At 49.9% G+C, this 16,982-nt stretch carries 18 protein-coding genes; 5 read left to right on the top strand and 13 right to left on the bottom strand.

Translation table 11 applies throughout. The features are described 5' to 3' along the window. Nucleotides 1-4 precede the first annotated feature (4 nt). From AArcS_RS08070 to AArcS_RS08060, 3 genes are all read right to left on the bottom strand, one after another. Nucleotides 5-517 carry a PIN domain-containing protein gene (locus tag AArcS_RS08070; RefSeq protein WP_238476890.1) on the bottom strand — a complete coding sequence of 171 codons (513 nt, stop codon included), beginning with the start codon at nt 515-517 and terminating at the stop codon, nt 5-7. After that, a complete protein-coding gene (locus AArcS_RS08065; protein WP_238476889.1) occupies nt 518-820 on the bottom strand; it encodes a hypothetical protein in 303 nt (100 codons plus the stop codon). 130 nt (nt 821-950) lie between these two features. After that, on the bottom strand, nt 951-1,256 hold the full coding sequence (locus AArcS_RS08060) for a hypothetical protein (RefSeq protein ID WP_238476888.1): 306 nt from the start codon (nt 1,254-1,256) through the stop codon (nt 951-953). Nucleotides 1,257-1,497: 241 nt separating this feature from the next. Here AArcS_RS08060 and AArcS_RS08055 point away from each other — a divergent pair, with 241 nt between their 5' ends. Next, a complete protein-coding gene (locus AArcS_RS08055) occupies nt 1,498-2,697 on the top strand; it encodes a homing endonuclease associated repeat-containing protein (RefSeq protein WP_238476887.1) in 1,200 nt (399 codons plus the stop codon). Between the two features lie 68 nt (nt 2,698-2,765). On the opposite strand, the gene queC is transcribed toward AArcS_RS08055, so the two are convergent. From queC to AArcS_RS08035, 4 genes are all read right to left on the bottom strand, one after another. Then, nucleotides 2,766-3,455: a 7-cyano-7-deazaguanine synthase QueC gene (gene queC / locus AArcS_RS08050; RefSeq protein ID WP_238476885.1), complete on the bottom strand. Its 690-nt coding sequence runs from the start codon at nt 3,453-3,455 to the stop codon at nt 2,766-2,768. Between the two features lie 111 nt (nt 3,456-3,566). Further along, the gene (locus tag AArcS_RS08045; RefSeq protein WP_238476883.1) at nt 3,567-4,343 is read right to left on the bottom strand and encodes a 7-carboxy-7-deazaguanine synthase QueE; all 777 of its coding nucleotides are present in this window, start codon (nt 4,341-4,343) and stop codon (nt 3,567-3,569) included. Next, nucleotides 4,343-4,804 carry a 6-pyruvoyl trahydropterin synthase family protein gene (locus AArcS_RS08040; protein ID WP_238476882.1) on the bottom strand — a complete coding sequence of 154 codons (462 nt, stop codon included), beginning with the start codon at nt 4,802-4,804 and terminating at the stop codon, nt 4,343-4,345. The genes AArcS_RS08045 and AArcS_RS08040 overlap by 1 nt, the downstream gene beginning before the upstream one ends. A gap of 377 nt (nt 4,805-5,181) precedes the next feature. After that, nucleotides 5,182-5,409, bottom strand: coding sequence for a DUF7344 domain-containing protein (locus tag AArcS_RS08035; protein WP_238476881.1), 228 nt, complete (start codon nt 5,407-5,409; stop codon nt 5,182-5,184). A 570-nt stretch (nt 5,410-5,979) separates the two neighbouring features. On the opposite strand from AArcS_RS08035, the gene AArcS_RS15940 reads away from it, so the two are divergent. The 4 genes from AArcS_RS15940 (at nt 5,980) to AArcS_RS08020 (ending at nt 9,375) form a co-directional block, all read left to right on the top strand. Next, the gene (locus AArcS_RS15940; RefSeq protein WP_375139597.1) at nt 5,980-6,921 is read left to right on the top strand and encodes a transcription initiation factor IIB; all 942 of its coding nucleotides are present in this window, start codon (nt 5,980-5,982) and stop codon (nt 6,919-6,921) included. 134 nt (nt 6,922-7,055) lie between these two features. Beyond that, entirely contained in the window at nt 7,056-8,270 is a 1,215-nt protein-coding gene (locus AArcS_RS08030) for a DUF8098 family protein (RefSeq protein WP_238476880.1), read from the top strand. After that, a complete protein-coding gene (locus AArcS_RS08025) occupies nt 8,260-8,934 on the top strand; it encodes a DUF8169 family protein (RefSeq protein ID WP_238476879.1) in 675 nt (224 codons plus the stop codon). The genes AArcS_RS08030 and AArcS_RS08025 overlap by 11 nt, the downstream gene beginning before the upstream one ends. A 24-nt stretch (nt 8,935-8,958) precedes the next feature. After that, nucleotides 8,959-9,375, top strand: coding sequence for a hypothetical protein (locus AArcS_RS08020; protein ID WP_238476878.1), 417 nt, complete (start codon nt 8,959-8,961; stop codon nt 9,373-9,375). A gap of 175 nt (nt 9,376-9,550) precedes the next feature. On the opposite strand, the gene AArcS_RS08015 is transcribed toward AArcS_RS08020, so the two are convergent. The 6 genes from AArcS_RS08015 to AArcS_RS07990 all read right to left on the bottom strand — a co-directional run bounded on the left by AArcS_RS08015 (nt 9,551) and on the right by AArcS_RS07990 (nt 16,933). Next, nucleotides 9,551-10,276, bottom strand: coding sequence for an Nmad3 family putative nucleotide modification protein (locus tag AArcS_RS08015; RefSeq protein WP_238476877.1), 726 nt, complete (start codon nt 10,274-10,276; stop codon nt 9,551-9,553). Further along, entirely contained in the window at nt 10,276-11,166 is an 891-nt protein-coding gene (locus AArcS_RS08010) for a hypothetical protein (protein WP_238476876.1), read from the bottom strand. Before AArcS_RS08010 ends, AArcS_RS08015 begins: the two co-directional genes overlap by 1 nt. A gap of 270 nt (nt 11,167-11,436) precedes the next feature. Next, on the bottom strand, nt 11,437-12,078 hold the full coding sequence (locus AArcS_RS08005) for a vWA domain-containing protein (protein WP_238476875.1): 642 nt from the start codon (nt 12,076-12,078) through the stop codon (nt 11,437-11,439). A 26-nt stretch (nt 12,079-12,104) separates the two neighbouring features. Continuing rightward, nucleotides 12,105-12,701, bottom strand: coding sequence for an IS6 family transposase (locus AArcS_RS08000; protein WP_238479991.1), 597 nt, complete (start codon nt 12,699-12,701; stop codon nt 12,105-12,107). Nucleotides 12,702-12,853: 152 nt separating this feature from the next. Continuing rightward, a complete protein-coding gene (locus AArcS_RS07995) occupies nt 12,854-13,417 on the bottom strand; it encodes a GIY-YIG nuclease family protein (RefSeq protein WP_238476873.1) in 564 nt (187 codons plus the stop codon). Between the two features lie 483 nt (nt 13,418-13,900). After that, nucleotides 13,901-16,933: a DUF262 domain-containing protein gene (locus tag AArcS_RS07990; RefSeq protein ID WP_238476872.1), complete on the bottom strand. Its 3,033-nt coding sequence runs from the start codon at nt 16,931-16,933 to the stop codon at nt 13,901-13,903. Between the last annotated feature and the right edge of the window lie 49 nt (nt 16,934-16,982).

Genomic DNA, 16,982 nt, shown 5'->3' with positions numbered 1-16,982 from the left:
GGTGTCAGTGCTCCTCGAACAACGATCGGGCCCGTTGCACGTAGCTGTTCGTGCCCCAGCTACGGGCATCGCTGATTGTATCGAGAAGTAGCTGTGCATCGACTGCTGATAGCTGTTCAGTTCGGACGAGCATCGAGAGGAGCGTTGGCGTAGTGACGAGCCGTGTGTCAGCAAGCGAGGCGTGAATCAAGCCAAGCTGGTTGAACTCGTCACAGAGGAAAAGCGCAGCATCGAGGTCGTTTGCGAGAGTGACGGCCGCGTTCTCGCCATCGTCAAGCGGAAACTCGGCGTCAAGCGCAACTGACCGTGTCTCGTACGCTTCGGTTCGATCGAGGGCTATAGATGCAGCACGACCGTGCGCGTCATCATACGAGGCGATCTCGTTGAGCTCCTCAAGGACTTTTGTTGGGACGACGACCTCGTAATTGGCGAGACAGAGCGCGAGCGGATCAGGATCACTGTCAGCAACGATTCCGAGACTGACGAGTGCGGAGGCATCGGCAACGAGCGTCGACATCTATGCGTCAGCAACCTCGTCGATGAAGTCCTCGTCTAACTGCTGTTTCAATACACGAAGATTTGCTGCCTCTTCAGCACCAACGAGTGATTTGAGTTGCTCGACGGTGATCTCGTCGTCGTAGTAGGCCGCGGCGATCTCCTGGGTCAGCGCGTCATCGTGCGTGGCTTCTTGTAGATACTCCCGGAGCGCGGTCACGAGGATGTTCGTCCGATCTTCACCGAGCACCTCCGCGAGGGCGTCGGTCCGGTCGATGAGCCGGTGTGGTGCCCGGAACTGGACGCGCTTCTTATCGCCACTCATAATGTGTACATTGTGAGCCAGCTTACTTAGCCCTTGTCGTGTGTACAACGTGAGCCAACGGGGCCGGGCTGTGGCGGGTGTCAGTCGGACACAAAATATATCGAATACACATGATTTGAGCGAGCGTGGATCACGACCCCTCAGCATCGTCCTGCCGCTGTCGATCTTCCTGAGTATAGCCGCCCATGCGACCGTCCTGTCGAGCCCTACTTACACTTTGTGCTGTTGATCGGTAGGCTTCTTCAGCCCCTTCGCCACTGTGGCTCATGTTCAATGACTTGTTCCTGTCCATCCCCATCTGATCAGCTGTCAAGGCGGCATTCTGATTTGCGCCGATGAACAAGAACTCCCAGTCGTCTTTCTCGCGTCGGGTCTCAACTCGCTCACGGACTGCATCCTGTGGCGTTTCAGACGCGTTTTCTTTTCCATCAGTCAACACGACTTCGACGACGAGGGAGTCTGGCCCTCAAAATTAACAGAACATTGCGAAGAAAACGGAATCAAGCGTTACACGTACTCACCTGGCGAATTAGCGTTCGAAAAACGTCTTGACTGACAGGAAACGCGAGTTTCACCGATTTCAGTGCATCGTGAGTGCCTGATCGATTCTGTGCGGGTTCAAGCCCGACAGCTTATAATGGGTTGATGATGAACAAACCAACCGAACTGGGGGCTGTATGAACGATCTCGTGGATTGTCCTGTGGATACGTGCTCGTTCGGCGGATCAGTCCTAGTAGTGGCTGACCACATAGCTGAGACTAACAACGAGGCTCACACGTGGGATGCGCTCGGTCACGCAAACGCCGACGAGTTCTGCTACACCGTCCACTTTGAGGAAGGGCAGCGATTACAGAACAAAGCTGAGGAAGCGAGAAATCTCGGCGAGTACGAGATAGCCATCGAGACAATGGAAAGAGCGCTTCGGCATTTCCAGCGTGCAAACGTATTCGAGTACGACACTTCGTCTGCTGAAAGTCGGTGCCAAGAGGTGCAGAGAACGCTCAATGAGATCGAAACCGATGAACAAGAGCAGGTGATCGACGAACTTGTCGACGAAGCTGAGAACGCTATTGACACTGGTGACAAGGCTCACTTCGACGGCAACACAGAGGCTGCAGCACAGGCATACGAAACGGCGGTCAACGCGTTAGAGGAGGCCCGTAGGTCAGCGACCCAGTCGGCACCCGATCGAATACCGAAGATCAATCAAGAACTGAACTGCATCCGTGTACGTCAACAGAGCCTTGATCTCTCCACGTCTCATCAGAGGGTCCGCGAACTCGCAGCAGATGCACGTGATCACGCAGCAGCAGGCAACGGTGCATTCCAGAACTCGGAATACGAGACTGCGTTGGAAGAGTACGAAAAAGCAAGAGATCGGTACGAATCGCTAGCTGATGCTCTTCAGGAGTTCTCATTTGACGACCCAACAAACGACTCGTCAGAATGTGATGTTTGTCGCCATCGGTTTGACAACAGACTCGACGACTGGCAGATTGAGTTTGATGCATCGCTACAGGTCTGTCCGTCGTGCGCGAGATTTGGCCCGGGTGGGAATTTGCCGAGCCCACAAGATGTGGCAACTGAGCTTCGAACAGTCATGGAAAACATCGAGCGTATCCGAGACGGTGACATCGGGTTGACCTGGTCGTCTGGCTCAAACGCACAACCGGACGAGACCGACGACAACGATACGGAGGCGGGTAGTCGGGATAGGCGACAGATGCTTGTACAACTGGTTGGGCTGTACCAGCAACTCGGTAGCCCTCCGACTGCAGAGGAGATTGATGGACACACTAATTTTGGTTTTCTCGCGTATCGAGATGAATTTGGAAGTATCTCAGATGCGCTTCGGGAAGCAGGGTTCGACAGTTGAGGAGCGATTATTGGCGGGAAGCGATCACAAAGTTTGCGTTGTTTCCTCCCCGACTCATAGAGCAGTGATTACGAGAACTGCGGCCGCTCTGCGTACTGAATTGGGTCTCGTGCGCCAGCATTCCGGAACGCCTCTAGACGGAACGCACAGGCGTCACACGTCCCGCAGGCCGGTTCGTTGTCACGGTAGCACGACCACGTGATGTCGTAGGGCACATCAAGCTCTAATCCCCGTTCCGCAATCTCGGTTTTCGACCACTCGACAAATGGCGCTTTCAGGTCAATCTGCGTTTCTGGTTTGGTCCCTACGTCGATCACGTTCTGGAACGCCTCGAAGAATTCCGGCCGGCAGTCCGGATACCCGGAGAAGTCCTCCGAGTGGGCACCAATAAACACGGCCGAGGAGTCGGTTGCTTCCGCGTACGATGTTGCCATCGACAGCAAGTTCGAGTTCCGAAATGGAACGTACGATGTTGGGATATCGTCACTCTCAAGATCAGCGTCAGCCACGTCCATGTCTTCGTCAGTCAGGCTTGATGCGCCGATTTGAGCGAGATGGCCCGTTTCTATATGCAGGAAGTCAGCTGCGTCAACCTCCTCAGCGAGGGCCTTCGCACATTCGAATTCTTTGTCTTCCGTTTGCTGCCCATACGACGTATGGAGCAAATACGGCTCGTAGCCCTGCTCCATCGCCTCGTAGACGGCAGTCGCACTGTCCATCCCGCCCGAAACCAGAATTACTGCACTCTCAGTACTCATGTTTTGTCACACTCCGCGATCGGTTGTTCTGCTGTACTCCGCGACGAACTCCGATAGTCACGCCAGATTTCGAGGGCCGCAGCGTCTCGATCGATCCGTCCTGAATCGTGGTCATGTTCCTGGAGCATCGTTCCACAGATCCACGTGAAGTCGTGGCGTGTATCGAAATCCGTACTCCATGGCAATCTCTGCCACCTCGCTACGCGTGCCGTCGAGTTGTTCGCGCGTCATCCCTTCCGGCATCAACAACACGTCATCATCCGCTACAGTAGATGTCGTCTCCGCTCGTACCCGATCAATCAGGGCCGTGATTTCCGGCAGGTCACTCTCACCCGTCACGACGAATTTCAACTGCGTCTCGTAGGTATCGATCAGTTGTGATAAGGCGTCCATATCGATCCGCTCTTGCTCGTGTTTCTCTTCCCATTCTCCCTCACCTTTCGGGTCACGCTCAGGCGTCGGAGTACTGCTCGCCAATTTCGGACTGATACTCGCCAGATCGATCGGTGCATCCCGGTAAATCGTCCCGTTGGTCTCTACAGTCGTATGATATCCCTCCGCTGCAAGTCGTTCTAATAGCTCCACCGACTCGTCGTGAATCAATGGTTCACCACCCGTAAGGACGACGTGGCTTGCTTGCTCGTGGGATTGGACTTGCTCGACGATCGACTCAACGTCACGCCATGCCCCGGTCGGTTCCCAGGACGTGTGATACGAGTCACAGAACCAACACCGCAGATTACATCCGGAGGTGCGCACGAACACTGACGGCACGCCCGCAAGCGTCCCTTCCCCCTGCAGCGAGTAGAACACCTCGTTGATCGGGAGTCCCTCACCAGCTCCCTCAGCATCGAATTCGGACTCCTCCGTGTCACTCGCCACCGGCATCAGTACGTTGCACAGAGCTCCCCGGTTTCACGCACCGATACCGACACGTCCGAGACTGTGTCCGGGAACGCCTCCAGCATCTCCTCTTCGAGCAACACGCTCATCACCTCCGCTGTCGGTGGATATTCAAGCACGACAACGGAGTCTCCATCACCGGCTTCCTCGAACGCCTCAATGAGCGGGTCGCCGTCCTCAACGAGGAACCGATGATCCCACGCATCAATAACATCCGTCACATCACCCTTGTCCACAACCCACCCTTCTTCAGTGAGTTCGCCTGTTACTTTGATGGTGATTTCGTAATTATGGCCGTGGGGCCGCGAGCACTTCCCATCATGATGCAAAATTCGATGGCCAGTACTGATCCGGATTGGCTTCTCTTCGCCAATTATCAGAGTTCGTTGGCCTGCCTCTTGCACAGAATCCGACCGAGACTCATGTTCCGATAAACTCTCGGGCATACTTGAAGAATATCTTGGGAATACATAAGCTTTGAGTTTAGTTCCACACACTCCCCCTGTTCAGACACCCAAGTAATGATCTGTCTCAGTATCTCTGGAATTTTACAGAGCTTGTATGCAGCAAATACTCACACGAGGTCAACCCTACCAACAACGATAGAATTAAACTATGGCTCGATAACGATAATCACCGTTTCCGCCTTACCGTCCACTTCGATTGTTCGTCGTCATTTTCTGCACAATTCAGACGGACGGAAACAACACTGGCGAAGGCTCATTCCCTAAAGCGAAACCGTGGATGATATGAGCGGCAGTCGAGCCATACCCCACCTTGCGCGGTTAGAATCGTCTCATAGTGTAGATTCCTATGACTTCGCTCACCCTTCCTCCTGGTACACGAACTGCTCAAGGACTGATACAGCATCCTCGAAATATGGACCGGATTCGACAATGTCCGTTTCCCTATCCCAGTGGATAATTCCGTTCTCGTCGAGGACAGGTAAGTGACAATGATATATCTCTATAAATTCTGACTGCTCCTGCATGCGCTTACATATTTCATTTAATTTAATCTCATCAGCTGCGCTCCTATCGGAGATCTCCATGATCAGCCAGTGTCTTTTGGGAGAGCTAAGAGTGTCGAAGATGGTTTTTAAACTGATTTCTTCCTCCCGATTATTTTCACATTGTCCCATCGTGTCACCCACACAGGAGTTCCTTTGTTTATAAATGGATAACAGACATTCTGGCTGTGTTTCTTTTATCAATAGTTATTGAAGAGGAAATGAGTGAGAACTCTCAGATGAGACGTACCCGGACCCCAAGGTGACTATCGATAGGCGAGGAAAGCAAAAGGAAGGGAGACTCTCCGAGTTATCAATTTAAGTATCAGGTGCTATCCTGATAGAACAGGAGTAACCTGTGACATTCGGTAAGTGGCAGTGAGAAATCTGCTTCCCAGAGTTAGCGCCGAAAAATATAATACACCAAAGTAATAAAGTACAAACAGTAGCTGACCGGTATTACCGCACCGGTATGGATTGTTGGGATCGCCTTCGAAAACCACCAGCGTAAACACAGCCCGTTCACGACAGCCGGTAGCAACTGGTCTTTCGTGTAGTTCGGCCAGTGGTACCTATCAGCGGCTGCACTGCGCTCATTGCTCACCGAAACCCATGTCTTCTCGCCAACAATCCATAGCACGGCGTGTCGCCTTCGAAAACAAAACGACTGGGGAATCATCAGCCAACAAGGTCGATCAAACTCCTGCTGAAGATTTTGATACCACATCCAGCTGCAGCGAATGCGACGCGAAGACGTTCACTCGTAGTCCTGCAGGCGAATGGTACTGTGACTCTTGTGGGGCCATTCACACGCAAACTGAACTCAAACATAGTGAACCGGGGTGGACACCCCGGGAACAGCGGCGCACCGGGCCAACACAATCTATCAGTCGGTTCAGCGTCGGAACCCGGGTCGGCAATGATAGTTCGGAAACTGCTTTCTGGAGTCGGTATAACAAACGGCTGAATCATAAAAACCGGACACTCCGACACGGCCTCAAAGAGCTTCGCGCACTCACAAGTTCCCTGGAGGCAAACGATACCCTCACCGAGCAGTCGGCGTTCCTCTTCCGGCGTGTTGCTGACGATGGGTTCCTGGTCGGTCACTCGGTAGAGTCGATGGGAGCTGCTTGTCTTCACGTAACTGCCCGAGAACACCACGTTCCGTTTCCCCTCAAGCAAATCGCCGACGAGTCCCCTGTCTCCCTCGAGAAAATAAAAAATGCAGTCAGTAGACTGTTAAAGGAGTACGACCTTCAGGTGGCCCCTCCAGAGCCATCGGTATTTCTCCCTCGTTTTGCATCTGAGGCGGGTCTCTCCAGCGAGACACGCCAGTGTGCATACCATATCGCCCGCGCTATGGCCGAAGATGGAAAACACATCGGACAGAGTCCTACAGGAGTTGCTGCGGCAATCCTCTACGGTGCTGCTAAACAATGTGGAGAAGAGGTTGTGCAAGAAGATCTCGCCTCGGTAGCGTTTGTGAGCGTTGTAACGTTGTCACGTCAGTGGCAGACCGTCAAGAGTTATTTAGACGGGGTGGAGAACGCCTAATTCCCTATCAAGGCTCATCCCACGGTTGAAATTGTGTTACAGATACCGATGGCGGACACGAAGACGATAACTACACTATCAAGATATATTACCGAGGAAGTCCCTCGTACTATCACGCCATTCCGAGATTATCGATGGTACAATTAACATCCGCAGAACAGGACGTCGTCGACGAACTACTCACGTGCATCGCGGAAGCGATGGCACAACTCGACGACGTCGACCCTACATACGCGAACAAGACGAAGCTGCAGAAATTACTGTACCTAGCCATCGATGAGTTCGACCTTCCCGTCACATATAGCTGGTATCTTGCTGGTGCTGTTCTCCCGGGAGATTCCGGAACTCCCACCGGCCTGAAATCAGCCTTCGATAAGCTCCCGGAAACCGAGACACCGACAATCAAAGAGTCCAGTGACGGTTCGCCTCTCTGTGACAATGTAGAGGCCGAAGCCGCCACTAACGTGGAGTCTTCTGGAACCATAGATGACGTATCTGCCTCAGACGACGAATTCTTCGCTTCTGATATTGAAACACGCTTCACTGATTTATCGACGCAAGTTAATGAGGACACAACGTCGGCCGATATCGATCCGATCCTCTTCACTGACACAGAAACAGACGACACTAAAAGCTCTCCGAATAGAAATAATGATATCGACGACAAGCACGGAGATATTGTCGATTTTTATATCTCCGTAATCCCAGAAGTGTGGCACCAGCATACGATGCGGTTCCTACAAAATTTCTATCTCGATCATGCTCCTCCGAAGTACCGCGACCTCTACGTCCAGAGCACTCATCTTCGTACACATTTACGGGATATTGAAACGACCGTTGCTGACCAAATTGAAGGGAATGCGCCCGATCAACCAATCGGGGAGTTGGTGAAGACGGCTGAACTCGAAATATCTGATCTCCACTGTACGATTCGGTCTTTAGAGACGTTATCGGCAACGTTCGACGGGGTCGTTCATGGGACCGACCTCATCGAAGACGGACTGATGATGTTGGCCCAGCATTCACCTGATGAATTCGAACAAGAACATGTGGCTGCAGTCCGTTCGATGCAGGATTTCTTCTACTACTACGTGTGGCGGTATCCCTGTCTCATCATTTCACAAGAGACAGCGACAGGGCCAGCCAAGGATGACCTCCGTTCGAACCGGCAACAGCGACTTACTGAGTTCGAATCCGAACTCAAGCAAAATATCGAGCGATTCGAGCAGGAACTTGAGAACGCTGGGTTGAAACCCGACTACACGGATTACCCGGCGAGCGATGACGAGATCGAGGAAAGAATCACTGCGCTCGCTGATCACTATATCAGTTCTGATCATGGCCAGTGAGGACAGCCCCGAGTCGGTCTTTGTTGATACCTGTATCTTGGTGAGTTTCGTGCAGCGAGAGTGGGAACGGAACCGTTCGACGGCGATTCTCGAATCTGACAAAGTCGACGTAGTGGTCAGTCCAAACGTCCTGAACGAATTTAACGACGTTGTCGAGCGTCGTCGAGATATATATGAGGACCTGATCGACTTTCTGCTTGAAAACGAGGGGCAAATCGAAGACTATGATCCCGGTGAGAGACGAGTCTATATCGGACAGAACGATGCAACTCACGTTCGGAACATCCAGATGACACTGGCATCACTCGATAATCGCCAGGAAGTCCTCCGCCGTCTTCGTCGGTTCGTCAGAGCGGCCGGCAAACGTGCCGACCACCTCGAATCGTCGTTAGAGGATTCTACGGTCGATCCGCTAGCACCGTTCAGCCTCGAGCTTGCACTCGGTAGAATCATAAATAATGGCGCTGATGTACGGATCGTGACGGATGCCGCCGGTTGGACTGCCGAGGGTGGGTCAGGAATATTCGCTACACTTGATGGTGATGACATACTTGAGTACACAGAGGAAATTGTTGATCTTCTCGCTGATGAACAAGGCTCTGATTGGGTCATTGATATCGTTCTTCCAAAGGAGGTCGAAGCATCGTATCAGTCGATGTCATAGATTAAATAACCAGCTTTGTTGAAGATGTCCAGAGGTCCAGCAGACGCGACGGCGGGACTCTTCGAGCGGGCCGTCGTGAATACGTTGATGGCGTCGGTTATCATCCCATTCCTCCAGCTCTTCCTCCTCTCGCTTGTTGACGCCATACACGATGCACCAGTAAACGAGGAAGTGACAACTTATCTATATTCTGGCGTTATCGTACTTAGTTTCATACCTATCCTCACCACGATTGGTGCCACCCTCTTCGCGTACGCCATTGCGGGACTCCCAGGTGTCTTTGGGTACTACTTAGTTGCTATCGGGATATCCGGGCTACTCGGAGCCAACCTCACAGGCGCACTCATCCTTTTCACTGGACTCGTGATTCTCCTGATTGCATCTGCTGTCAAGGTGTATCAGAATCGTAGCCGGCGACCCCGAGGCGGAATGTACAGGTAACCTTCTATCCCGCCACAAGATATTCAGCTCTGTTGAAATACTCGGCGGATGAGAGAATCGGCATACTAAATATAGAGGATGAGTTCACCACAGCCCGTCCGACCAAATATAGAGATAGTCGTCGTAATCTTCAGATAAGACGAGCGTGCTGGCAGTAATCTTCGCTATGTTGTTTTCACATGTATATCCCCGCCACGCGTTCCAGTGAGTCGATGAACTCCGCTTTGCCGATATCAGCGGCTATCACGGGCTTGATGCCTCCTAGATACTCAGTGGAGGGTTCCCACGCGTCAAGCCATTCCTTCGTGAAGTAGTAGTTCGAAGCGTCGGGCCGGCCACCACTCAGCTTCACCGCCTCATCCAACAGCCCGCCTGGTCTCTTTCCCTGGACGATCACGAGATCTTCGAGGTGCCTCCGATCCCTGCACCTCAAGTAGCGTTTGATGTGAGCATTCTGCCGGTTTCGCTCGACTTCGGTTGAGATCTGTTCCTCGTTGAGCGAGTTGAAATCCACGACCCGATCAACGACGAAATAGCCAATCAGGTAGCGGTGCTTCGGTCTCCTCTGTCCGGGAGGGGTGAGTCCGGAGTAGAACCCGATGATATCGTCGGGTGCAAGCGTAAGCAATTTGCTTCGGGACTTCCCGGGGTCGCCGAAGGTGAGGGCTTCGAAGTTGGGGTCGTAGTGGATTGGGACGTTATCGAATGCCGCCGTCTCCTCGCCATCGTAAACCACGTACGAGAGGTACTTATCGTGGCCTTCGCTCGCGTACGTCGCAGTTTCCGTGGTTTCGTACTGCTCGGGAATCGGAATATACTCGAATTGACCATCGTCGAAGATGGGAGGACAGTTGGACGCGTTCTGTGAGTCGGCGGCGATTCCGACCAACACCAACGACATCACTGCCCCCCAGGAACCGCCTCAAAGCGGCTCAAGATATCGTCGAGCCCCTTCGATACCGGGCTACCGACATTAAACTCATCCTCGGGCTTGATGGCGAAGGTTGGTTCCGTCCAGCCAAGCCAATAGTCAGACTCGGAGACGCATTTCACGTGGAATTCACTGTTGTCGACGTGGTCATACGGGTTCAGGCCTCCAGAGGTGTTGCCACACCCACATTTGGGTTCACCACTGCCGTCTCCATGCTGGTGCTTATTTGGCGGATATCGGACGTTGCCATCGTCATCAACGTGACAGTCACCACGATTCTCTGCGATTTTCGGTCGGTCTGATACGTGGGTCAGGCGGTTCGCCACCGCTTCTCCGTCGTGCGCCCTTCGGAGGTACGCGCCGTAATCCTCCATACTATCGAAGCCGTGCGTGACCATTGCTACACTGGTCAGCCAATTACGATGAGATCCGACCCCAGGCCGCTTGTCATTCCCAGACTTGCTCCTAGAGGAAGACGGCAGGATGTACACGGGACACTTTGGCCGGCGGACTCCGTTCTCATCCGAATCGTGGAACAGCCTCTGAAAGGGGTGGTCCGGGTTGGGTGAGTTGTCGCCCTCTGGCTCACCGCGCATTCCTTTCTTACAGGTTGCAAGGCTCCACAGACCACCGAAGAAACTCGGCGCACTCCCGGTCTGGACAAGGCCTTCGCCAGAGCGATAGCGGATCGTTCTGGCAATGTAGACACGTCCATGAGGGACTGGTGACTCAAACTCGGCAACTTGATTTTCGTACCGTTCGATACATCTCCCCATCCAGTCACGCAGGTCGGAGATGCTCTCTATATCGGTGGGATCAGTTGGTGAGGATCCAACGGAATAATGTAAATCCTGGCCCATCTTTAGAAGCTAGTATTTTTTCCGAATACTTAGTATTTTTGTCAATCCTGAACGTGCAAAACTTGACTCGGAGTACCTTTCGATAGAGAAAGACGCAATAGATGCGCTCGATATTCAGCATGGTCGACAAATTCATTATTTATTAAGGATATCAACAGATCCGAATGCCCTCAAACTTCCACGGAATTAGAAGTTAATTGGCGGTTCATTTTGATCTGATATTGATTGAGGACCTAGTCTGGTTGATTGCCTAAATCAGTCGGTGTTATACTACTGCTCGTAATCTCTCGCCTGGTCTTGCTTCTGACGGTCTGTCTGTTCAAACCCTCCTGTCGTACCCTCTTCACGTGCCTGTCGAATTCGTTCTGAGGTAGACTCATAAGCTGCCCTCGTTCCTTCACTACTGTGTGCCATGTCCAGCGAACGGTCGGTGTCTATGCCCATGCTGCTCGCCGTAAGGGCGGCATCTTGGTTTGCACCGATGAAGAGAAATTCCCAGTCCAACTCCTCTCGCCGAGATTCAACCTGCCTTCGGACCATCGATTGCGGTGTTTCGGACGCGTTCTCTTTTCCATCAGTCAATACAACAACAATCACGTTGTCGGGACGAGCATCCGGATACAATGACGAAATCCGATCACTCATCTCAGTTAAAACAGTCGAGATCGCATCGTGCAACGCCGTCCGACCACTTGGTGTATAATTTCCGCTGTCAAGTTTCGGTGCTTCTTCGACCAGACGCGCCTGATAAACACACTCAACGTTCGTATTGAAATCATACAGCGTAACCGTTGTCGTTCCCTGCTCATCCCGCTGCTCTTCAAGGAACGAATTGAACCCCCCGATCGTATCCTCCTCTATTGCCGACATTGACCCCGACGAATCGAGTACGAAAGTAACGTGAGTCTTCATAGTGCACCCTCCAAGGGTGGTCGTGTTCAGATAAGCTGATTCCATGCGAAGGCGAACGATCTGAGCCAGTTGTCAGCAGTTTCTGGTTCGGTGTGACTAAAGCTATTACTAAACGAAGAAGTTCGTCGTTTTACCTCTCGAAAAACACGTTCGACACTATTCCGATTTCCTCGTTTTTCGTATCTGAAATCGAGGCCGTGTGGTGAGCAGGCTATTTGGAGCGAGCTTGCGCCATCGACGAGAAACACCGCGTCTTCGACATCGTGTTTCTCCCGTACTGTGGCAAGAAACGATTGAGCGAGAACGGTTGTAGTGGTTGATTCAAGCTCTGTATGGAGTAATTCTTTTGTTTCCGGATCAACAGCAGCATACAGCCAGTACTGCTGTCCATTGAGTCGGATCACGGTTTCATCAACCGCAACGTGATCCGGGCTTTGACCAGCTTCGGGCTGTAGATCTGCCTTGTGAACCCAGCTGTGCACGGTCGATCGAGCCCGTTTGACACCAAATACTTCGAGAATAGAAACGGTATTCGAAAGTGATAGTCCAGCAAGATGGAGCTGAATACCAAGCTTCATCAGCAGCTCCGGTGTCGCTTCGCGTTCAACAAACTCTAAGTCAATCTATTCAATACTACCGGTGAGGCGGGCGTTTTCGGGCATAGAACACTTTGAAAACGCATCGCCTCACCTTTCAATCCTTATCTGAACACCGCCCCAAGGGTGGTCCTTACGCATAAATGTGAAATTCGCTTTCTACGGAATAAGAGGGCACATCATTCGGTATAATCTTGAAGATCAGACTGGTCCTCTGGTTGCTTCACACCGAGGAATTCGTCGATATTATTTCGCAAAATCCGTTGGTGCTCGTAGAGAGTACGCTTCGTATTGTCGCTGTGGCCAGCCAGCTTGATCTTGTCGACCATCCGTGAGATATGATCTATCTTTTGTTTAGTTCGGTTATAGGGCTGGGATCGAAATTCACGCTCTTCTTCATCAATGAGATGTACAACGCCATCCGGGTTTTCGAACCCGATAGGCGACGATCCATTTGGCGTTTCAAGATCACTCTTGAAATTCAGGTACGGTGAATAGTAGTCGAGGAGGAAGTCTTCCGCACGGTCGTATGACTCCGCTTCCCACCAATGGAAGTGGCTAATATCCCAGATATCCAAGCGACCATAGCTGGCTACGCTTGAGTCTTGACGGATGAAGTGCTGGCGAAGTCGACTTCGAAGGTCGCTGCTTTTCCCTGCATAAGCTGCGTTCCCATCAAGATCAAACAGGCAGTACACTCCCTGTGTATCTACCGGAATCTCTCTCAGTTTATCCGAGAGCATCGGTCGAACAAGACGAAGCCTGAGTTAAAAATTGATGGGTGATCTCTCAGTTGAAACATACCAATTTGATCGCGGTCAATACTGGATACAGAATATAAATCTATTTTATTGACATAGGTCACGTCAATATATCAATGGACGGCAGTGAGAAGACGCGGAACAACAATGACTGAGCTGAATTCAGGTGACTTGGACGTTTCGAGTTAGTCAATTAATCCTGCAGATTAAGCTAAACGATACTATCTTTATGTTAACGAGAAACACGTAAGATGTCGGCAACTGTCAAATCTGATACGAACCAAGATAAGATATCTTCGAAAATGGCAGATATTGACGAAAATGCAACCATTACACCCATTTAGAAAATAACGTATCCTCAGACGACTGCTAAGCCTGGTTTCTTGATTCTGAAGCAGTGATGGAGCAATACAATGAATCTAAGTTACTTCGATAAATAAAACCATATACTATTTATTATATCCCCTATCGGTTCAGCGATTCATATATTTGTTCAAATGCATCATCCCTATCGATATCCTCTCTCGGAATATCTCTTGTGCGGAAATTTAGTGAGTCGAGTGTCTCTTCAACAAGATGGGCTTTTCTCTCTGCTAATCTCTTCCAGTTCCACTTTTGATTGAACACATGAACAGTAGGATACTCATTTGCTACGTCTGAAAGATCTCCTTCTCGCTTTATTTTGAGCAGTATTGATTCAACAAGATTTGTCCGAAAGTCTCCGTAAGCAACTTTAAGTGGCTGGTTATCGTCAGTTCTCCCAGCTTTGTTTTCGTTATCTCCCTCATTTTCTATCATCTTTTGAAAGATTAACCTCTGGTCATCAATGATGGGTTCCATATTTTCCCAGTTAACTTCATAGAATGACTCGTGCTCATCCTCATCAATATCAAAGTGTTGAAGGAAATCAGCAGCTGTATCAAATCTATCCTCTAACCCTTCTGGTTCAATCAGGTCCCAATCCATTATTGGGTCCTCTTCTGTATTGTCTTTCACCCATCCCTTACTTTTTCCAAATATATCTGATACTTGATATAGCAAGAATTCCAATTCGCCATCGGACAATTCTCCCAATTCCGAAAATTCCACAATTAGCCTCACGAATTCCTCTTCAGTTGCTTCAATATTATCGAGGTTGGCAAGGAACTCCCCCATATCATCTAAGTCCTTATAAGAAGAAAGATAGTAGAATGCTAGCTTAAGTGAAAATGGACTGTTCTTTATTCTGTTGTTGACTGTACCATTGATTAACATTCTATTACCTGCATCCTCGATGAATCGCTCAGTAATTCTACTAAAAATGAGATCCCCTTCGTCGTCCAAGTTGCACTGATCAATATCATCACCCGATAACCAATTCGGCAGGATACCTTCTGATTCGATAGCCTCGTCCCCTAAATCGCGGTCCTCTATCGAGCCATTACTATTACCAGCATCTTCCCTCGGATGGCTCAAGAAGTATTCTAGCCACGCTTTTTCATTATCACTATCCGAGAGTTTTGGTGTTTGAGGAAGGATATGCTCTTCCTGTAGCTCCTCCTGCCGCAGCTTAATCGACGACTCCGTCGATCGTCGGCCTGCATCCTCGGCGTTGCGCATATTCTCCCGCGAGATTCGCAATAGAAGCGGTTGGAGGTTTGGCCACGCTGATTTGTACAAGAGAGCTTGCTCTAATTCTGCCCGAGATATCTGCTCCAGCTTGGTTGAGTGAAGAAGAAGTTCGGTGAGAAGGTCGGTGTCTACGGAGCTAAACGAATCCGACTCGGAATACCCGAGATGGTCACGAATGTCGTTTGGTATCTTCTTTCTATTATAATTCACACACGAAGTAGTAAATGTAGTATCGATGGCCGTAGCACGCGCATTTGTTAGCGAATAGCGCAGCATGATGTTTTCCGTAACATCAAGCATAGTTACAAGTACCGAAGGGTCAACATCTGAGTCCCCACTAGCCAACTCGTTATAAAGTAGTAACTGGAATGGGACCCATTGTTCACCGGTTAGTCTCTGGAGATACTGGGATATACGTGCGTGTAGTTCATTTAATTCTTCCGAGGAGACGTCATCGTCATCAGCTTGGAAGTATTGGTTATCGAGTTGCTTATGTTTAGTAAGATCGATGTATCTCTGAGAGCTTTCCTCTAAATGACTTATAAATCGTTCACCTTCTTCCTTATCCTCAATTCTCGAGGGCATGTAAGCACTCGGCCGCTCTGAAATGCTAAACGCGTCAAGGACTCGTTTTCCAACCTTAGATTTATTATCGGGTTTCTCGCTAGTGGCGATAAGATAATCAATCAGATATTCCTCGGTATCGACGGTGTGATCGCTTAGCAATCTATTGATTTCTTCCCAAGAATCCACTTCGTCGGCTTCGAATCCGAATTGTGCCACGATGCGAGCGCGTATTTTCTCCGATACTGTTAGATTCTTTCCAGTCTCATTAAGCGATTGAAATATCTGTACTTTGGTTTCAGGTTTCACACTGGTTGTAAGTCTGACCTGTATAACCTGGAATCCGCGCATCAAAATAATAGCGAGATTGAGCATTGCATAGATACGCTGCATGTGCTGGTCCTCATTGAGGCTAATAACTTCCGATAGGAACCGATCAATTGCCTCGTCGTAGTAATTTTTGGCCTTAAAAAGCCTGTTGTGCGAGCCCCTATGTGCGTAGTACTTCGTATCGCTCAACTCAAGACCAAGTCTTTCGAGGTTATCTTCATCAATAGTCTCTGTATCTCTCCCCAACTTTTCAAAGATAGTACTGATTTTAATTCCCTGTCCGGAAGGCTCACGCATCTCATTCGCTATACTCAAGATCCGGGTTGCACTATCATCGAATATAATTCTGAAGTAATCATGATCATGACCGCGCATTTTGATTGAGAGTTTATTAGAACGTCCTTCAGATCCAGAATCTTCATAGATACATCGGCTAATAATCTGCTTTCGTAGAAATTCTGCAAATGTTTCTTCTGCATCATTAAGATTCTTGGATTCTTTTTCTATCTTTCTTCGCAATGTATTGAGTATGATAGAGGTAGTTGCTAGCCGCTGTTGTCCATCAATAACTTGGAATGAACTTGAAGAATCATCCTCTTCCGCAATATAAATCGTCCCAAGAAAACTTTCTGTGAGTGCATTTCGTTTATTGCTTGCAGAGTTAATTGTTTCAGCCTGATTCCGAAGACTATACCAGAACTGTTCATGATTTTCAACATCCCATGAGTAGTCCCTTTGGAATTTTGGTATCTTGAGGATAGAATTTGTCATTAACTTTCCGAAGAATGATCTAGAGATTTTCATCAGATCTTCATCAAGACGCTTCGCTAAGTCTCGATAATCAAGGCTCTCTAAATTTTGGATCCCATTTTCTCGAATTTCTGTTTGGATATCAATGCTGTAACTTTCGGAGTCTTCGTCAGACTCAAGGTCTATAATATGGCTTGCAATATCGGGGAGACTGTCCTCTGAATCTGCGTTTTCAGCTGACATTGTTCATAAACTCCGTCTAATCAGCAGGTGTTAAATCTATCGGAGGGTA

The organism is Natranaeroarchaeum sulfidigenes (assembly GCF_017094485.1).
GTDB lineage: Archaea > Halobacteriota > Halobacteria > Halobacteriales > Natronoarchaeaceae > Natranaeroarchaeum > Natranaeroarchaeum sulfidigenes.
Note: the sequence above shows the minus strand (reverse complement) of the source record. Positions and strands in the feature narration are given on the sequence as shown.

What these genes read in the sequence shown, in the direction of transcription:
- AArcS_RS08070 (WP_238476890.1), bottom strand. Translation starts at nt 517, where the DNA reads ATGTCGACGCTCGTTGCCGATGCCTCCGCACTCGTCAGTCTCGGAATC.
- AArcS_RS08065 (WP_238476889.1), bottom strand. Translation starts at nt 820, where the DNA reads ATGAGTGGCGATAAGAAGCGCGTCCAGTTCCGGGCACCACACCGGCTC.
- AArcS_RS08055 (WP_238476887.1), top strand. Translation starts at nt 1,498, where the DNA reads ATGAACGATCTCGTGGATTGTCCTGTGGATACGTGCTCGTTCGGCGGA.
- queC (WP_238476885.1), bottom strand. Translation starts at nt 3,455, where the DNA reads ATGAGTACTGAGAGTGCAGTAATTCTGGTTTCGGGCGGGATGGACAGT.
- AArcS_RS08045 (WP_238476883.1), bottom strand. Translation starts at nt 4,343, where the DNA reads ATGCCGGTGGCGAGTGACACGGAGGAGTCCGAATTCGATGCTGAGGGA.
- AArcS_RS08040 (WP_238476882.1), bottom strand. Translation starts at nt 4,804, where the DNA reads ATGCCCGAGAGTTTATCGGAACATGAGTCTCGGTCGGATTCTGTGCAA.
- AArcS_RS08035 (WP_238476881.1), bottom strand. Translation starts at nt 5,409, where the DNA reads ATGGAGATCTCCGATAGGAGCGCAGCTGATGAGATTAAATTAAATGAA.
- AArcS_RS15940 (WP_375139597.1), top strand. Translation starts at nt 5,980, where the DNA reads ATGTCTTCTCGCCAACAATCCATAGCACGGCGTGTCGCCTTCGAAAAC.
- AArcS_RS08030 (WP_238476880.1), top strand. Translation starts at nt 7,056, where the DNA reads ATGGTACAATTAACATCCGCAGAACAGGACGTCGTCGACGAACTACTC.
- AArcS_RS08025 (WP_238476879.1), top strand. Translation starts at nt 8,260, where the DNA reads ATGGCCAGTGAGGACAGCCCCGAGTCGGTCTTTGTTGATACCTGTATC.
- AArcS_RS08020 (WP_238476878.1), top strand. Translation starts at nt 8,959, where the DNA reads ATGTCCAGAGGTCCAGCAGACGCGACGGCGGGACTCTTCGAGCGGGCC.
- AArcS_RS08015 (WP_238476877.1), bottom strand. Translation starts at nt 10,276, where the DNA reads ATGTCGTTGGTGTTGGTCGGAATCGCCGCCGACTCACAGAACGCGTCC.
- AArcS_RS08010 (WP_238476876.1), bottom strand. Translation starts at nt 11,166, where the DNA reads ATGGGCCAGGATTTACATTATTCCGTTGGATCCTCACCAACTGATCCC.
- AArcS_RS08005 (WP_238476875.1), bottom strand. Translation starts at nt 12,078, where the DNA reads ATGAAGACTCACGTTACTTTCGTACTCGATTCGTCGGGGTCAATGTCG.
- AArcS_RS07995 (WP_238476873.1), bottom strand. Translation starts at nt 13,417, where the DNA reads ATGCTCTCGGATAAACTGAGAGAGATTCCGGTAGATACACAGGGAGTG.
- AArcS_RS07990 (WP_238476872.1), bottom strand. Translation starts at nt 16,933, where the DNA reads ATGTCAGCTGAAAACGCAGATTCAGAGGACAGTCTCCCCGATATTGCA.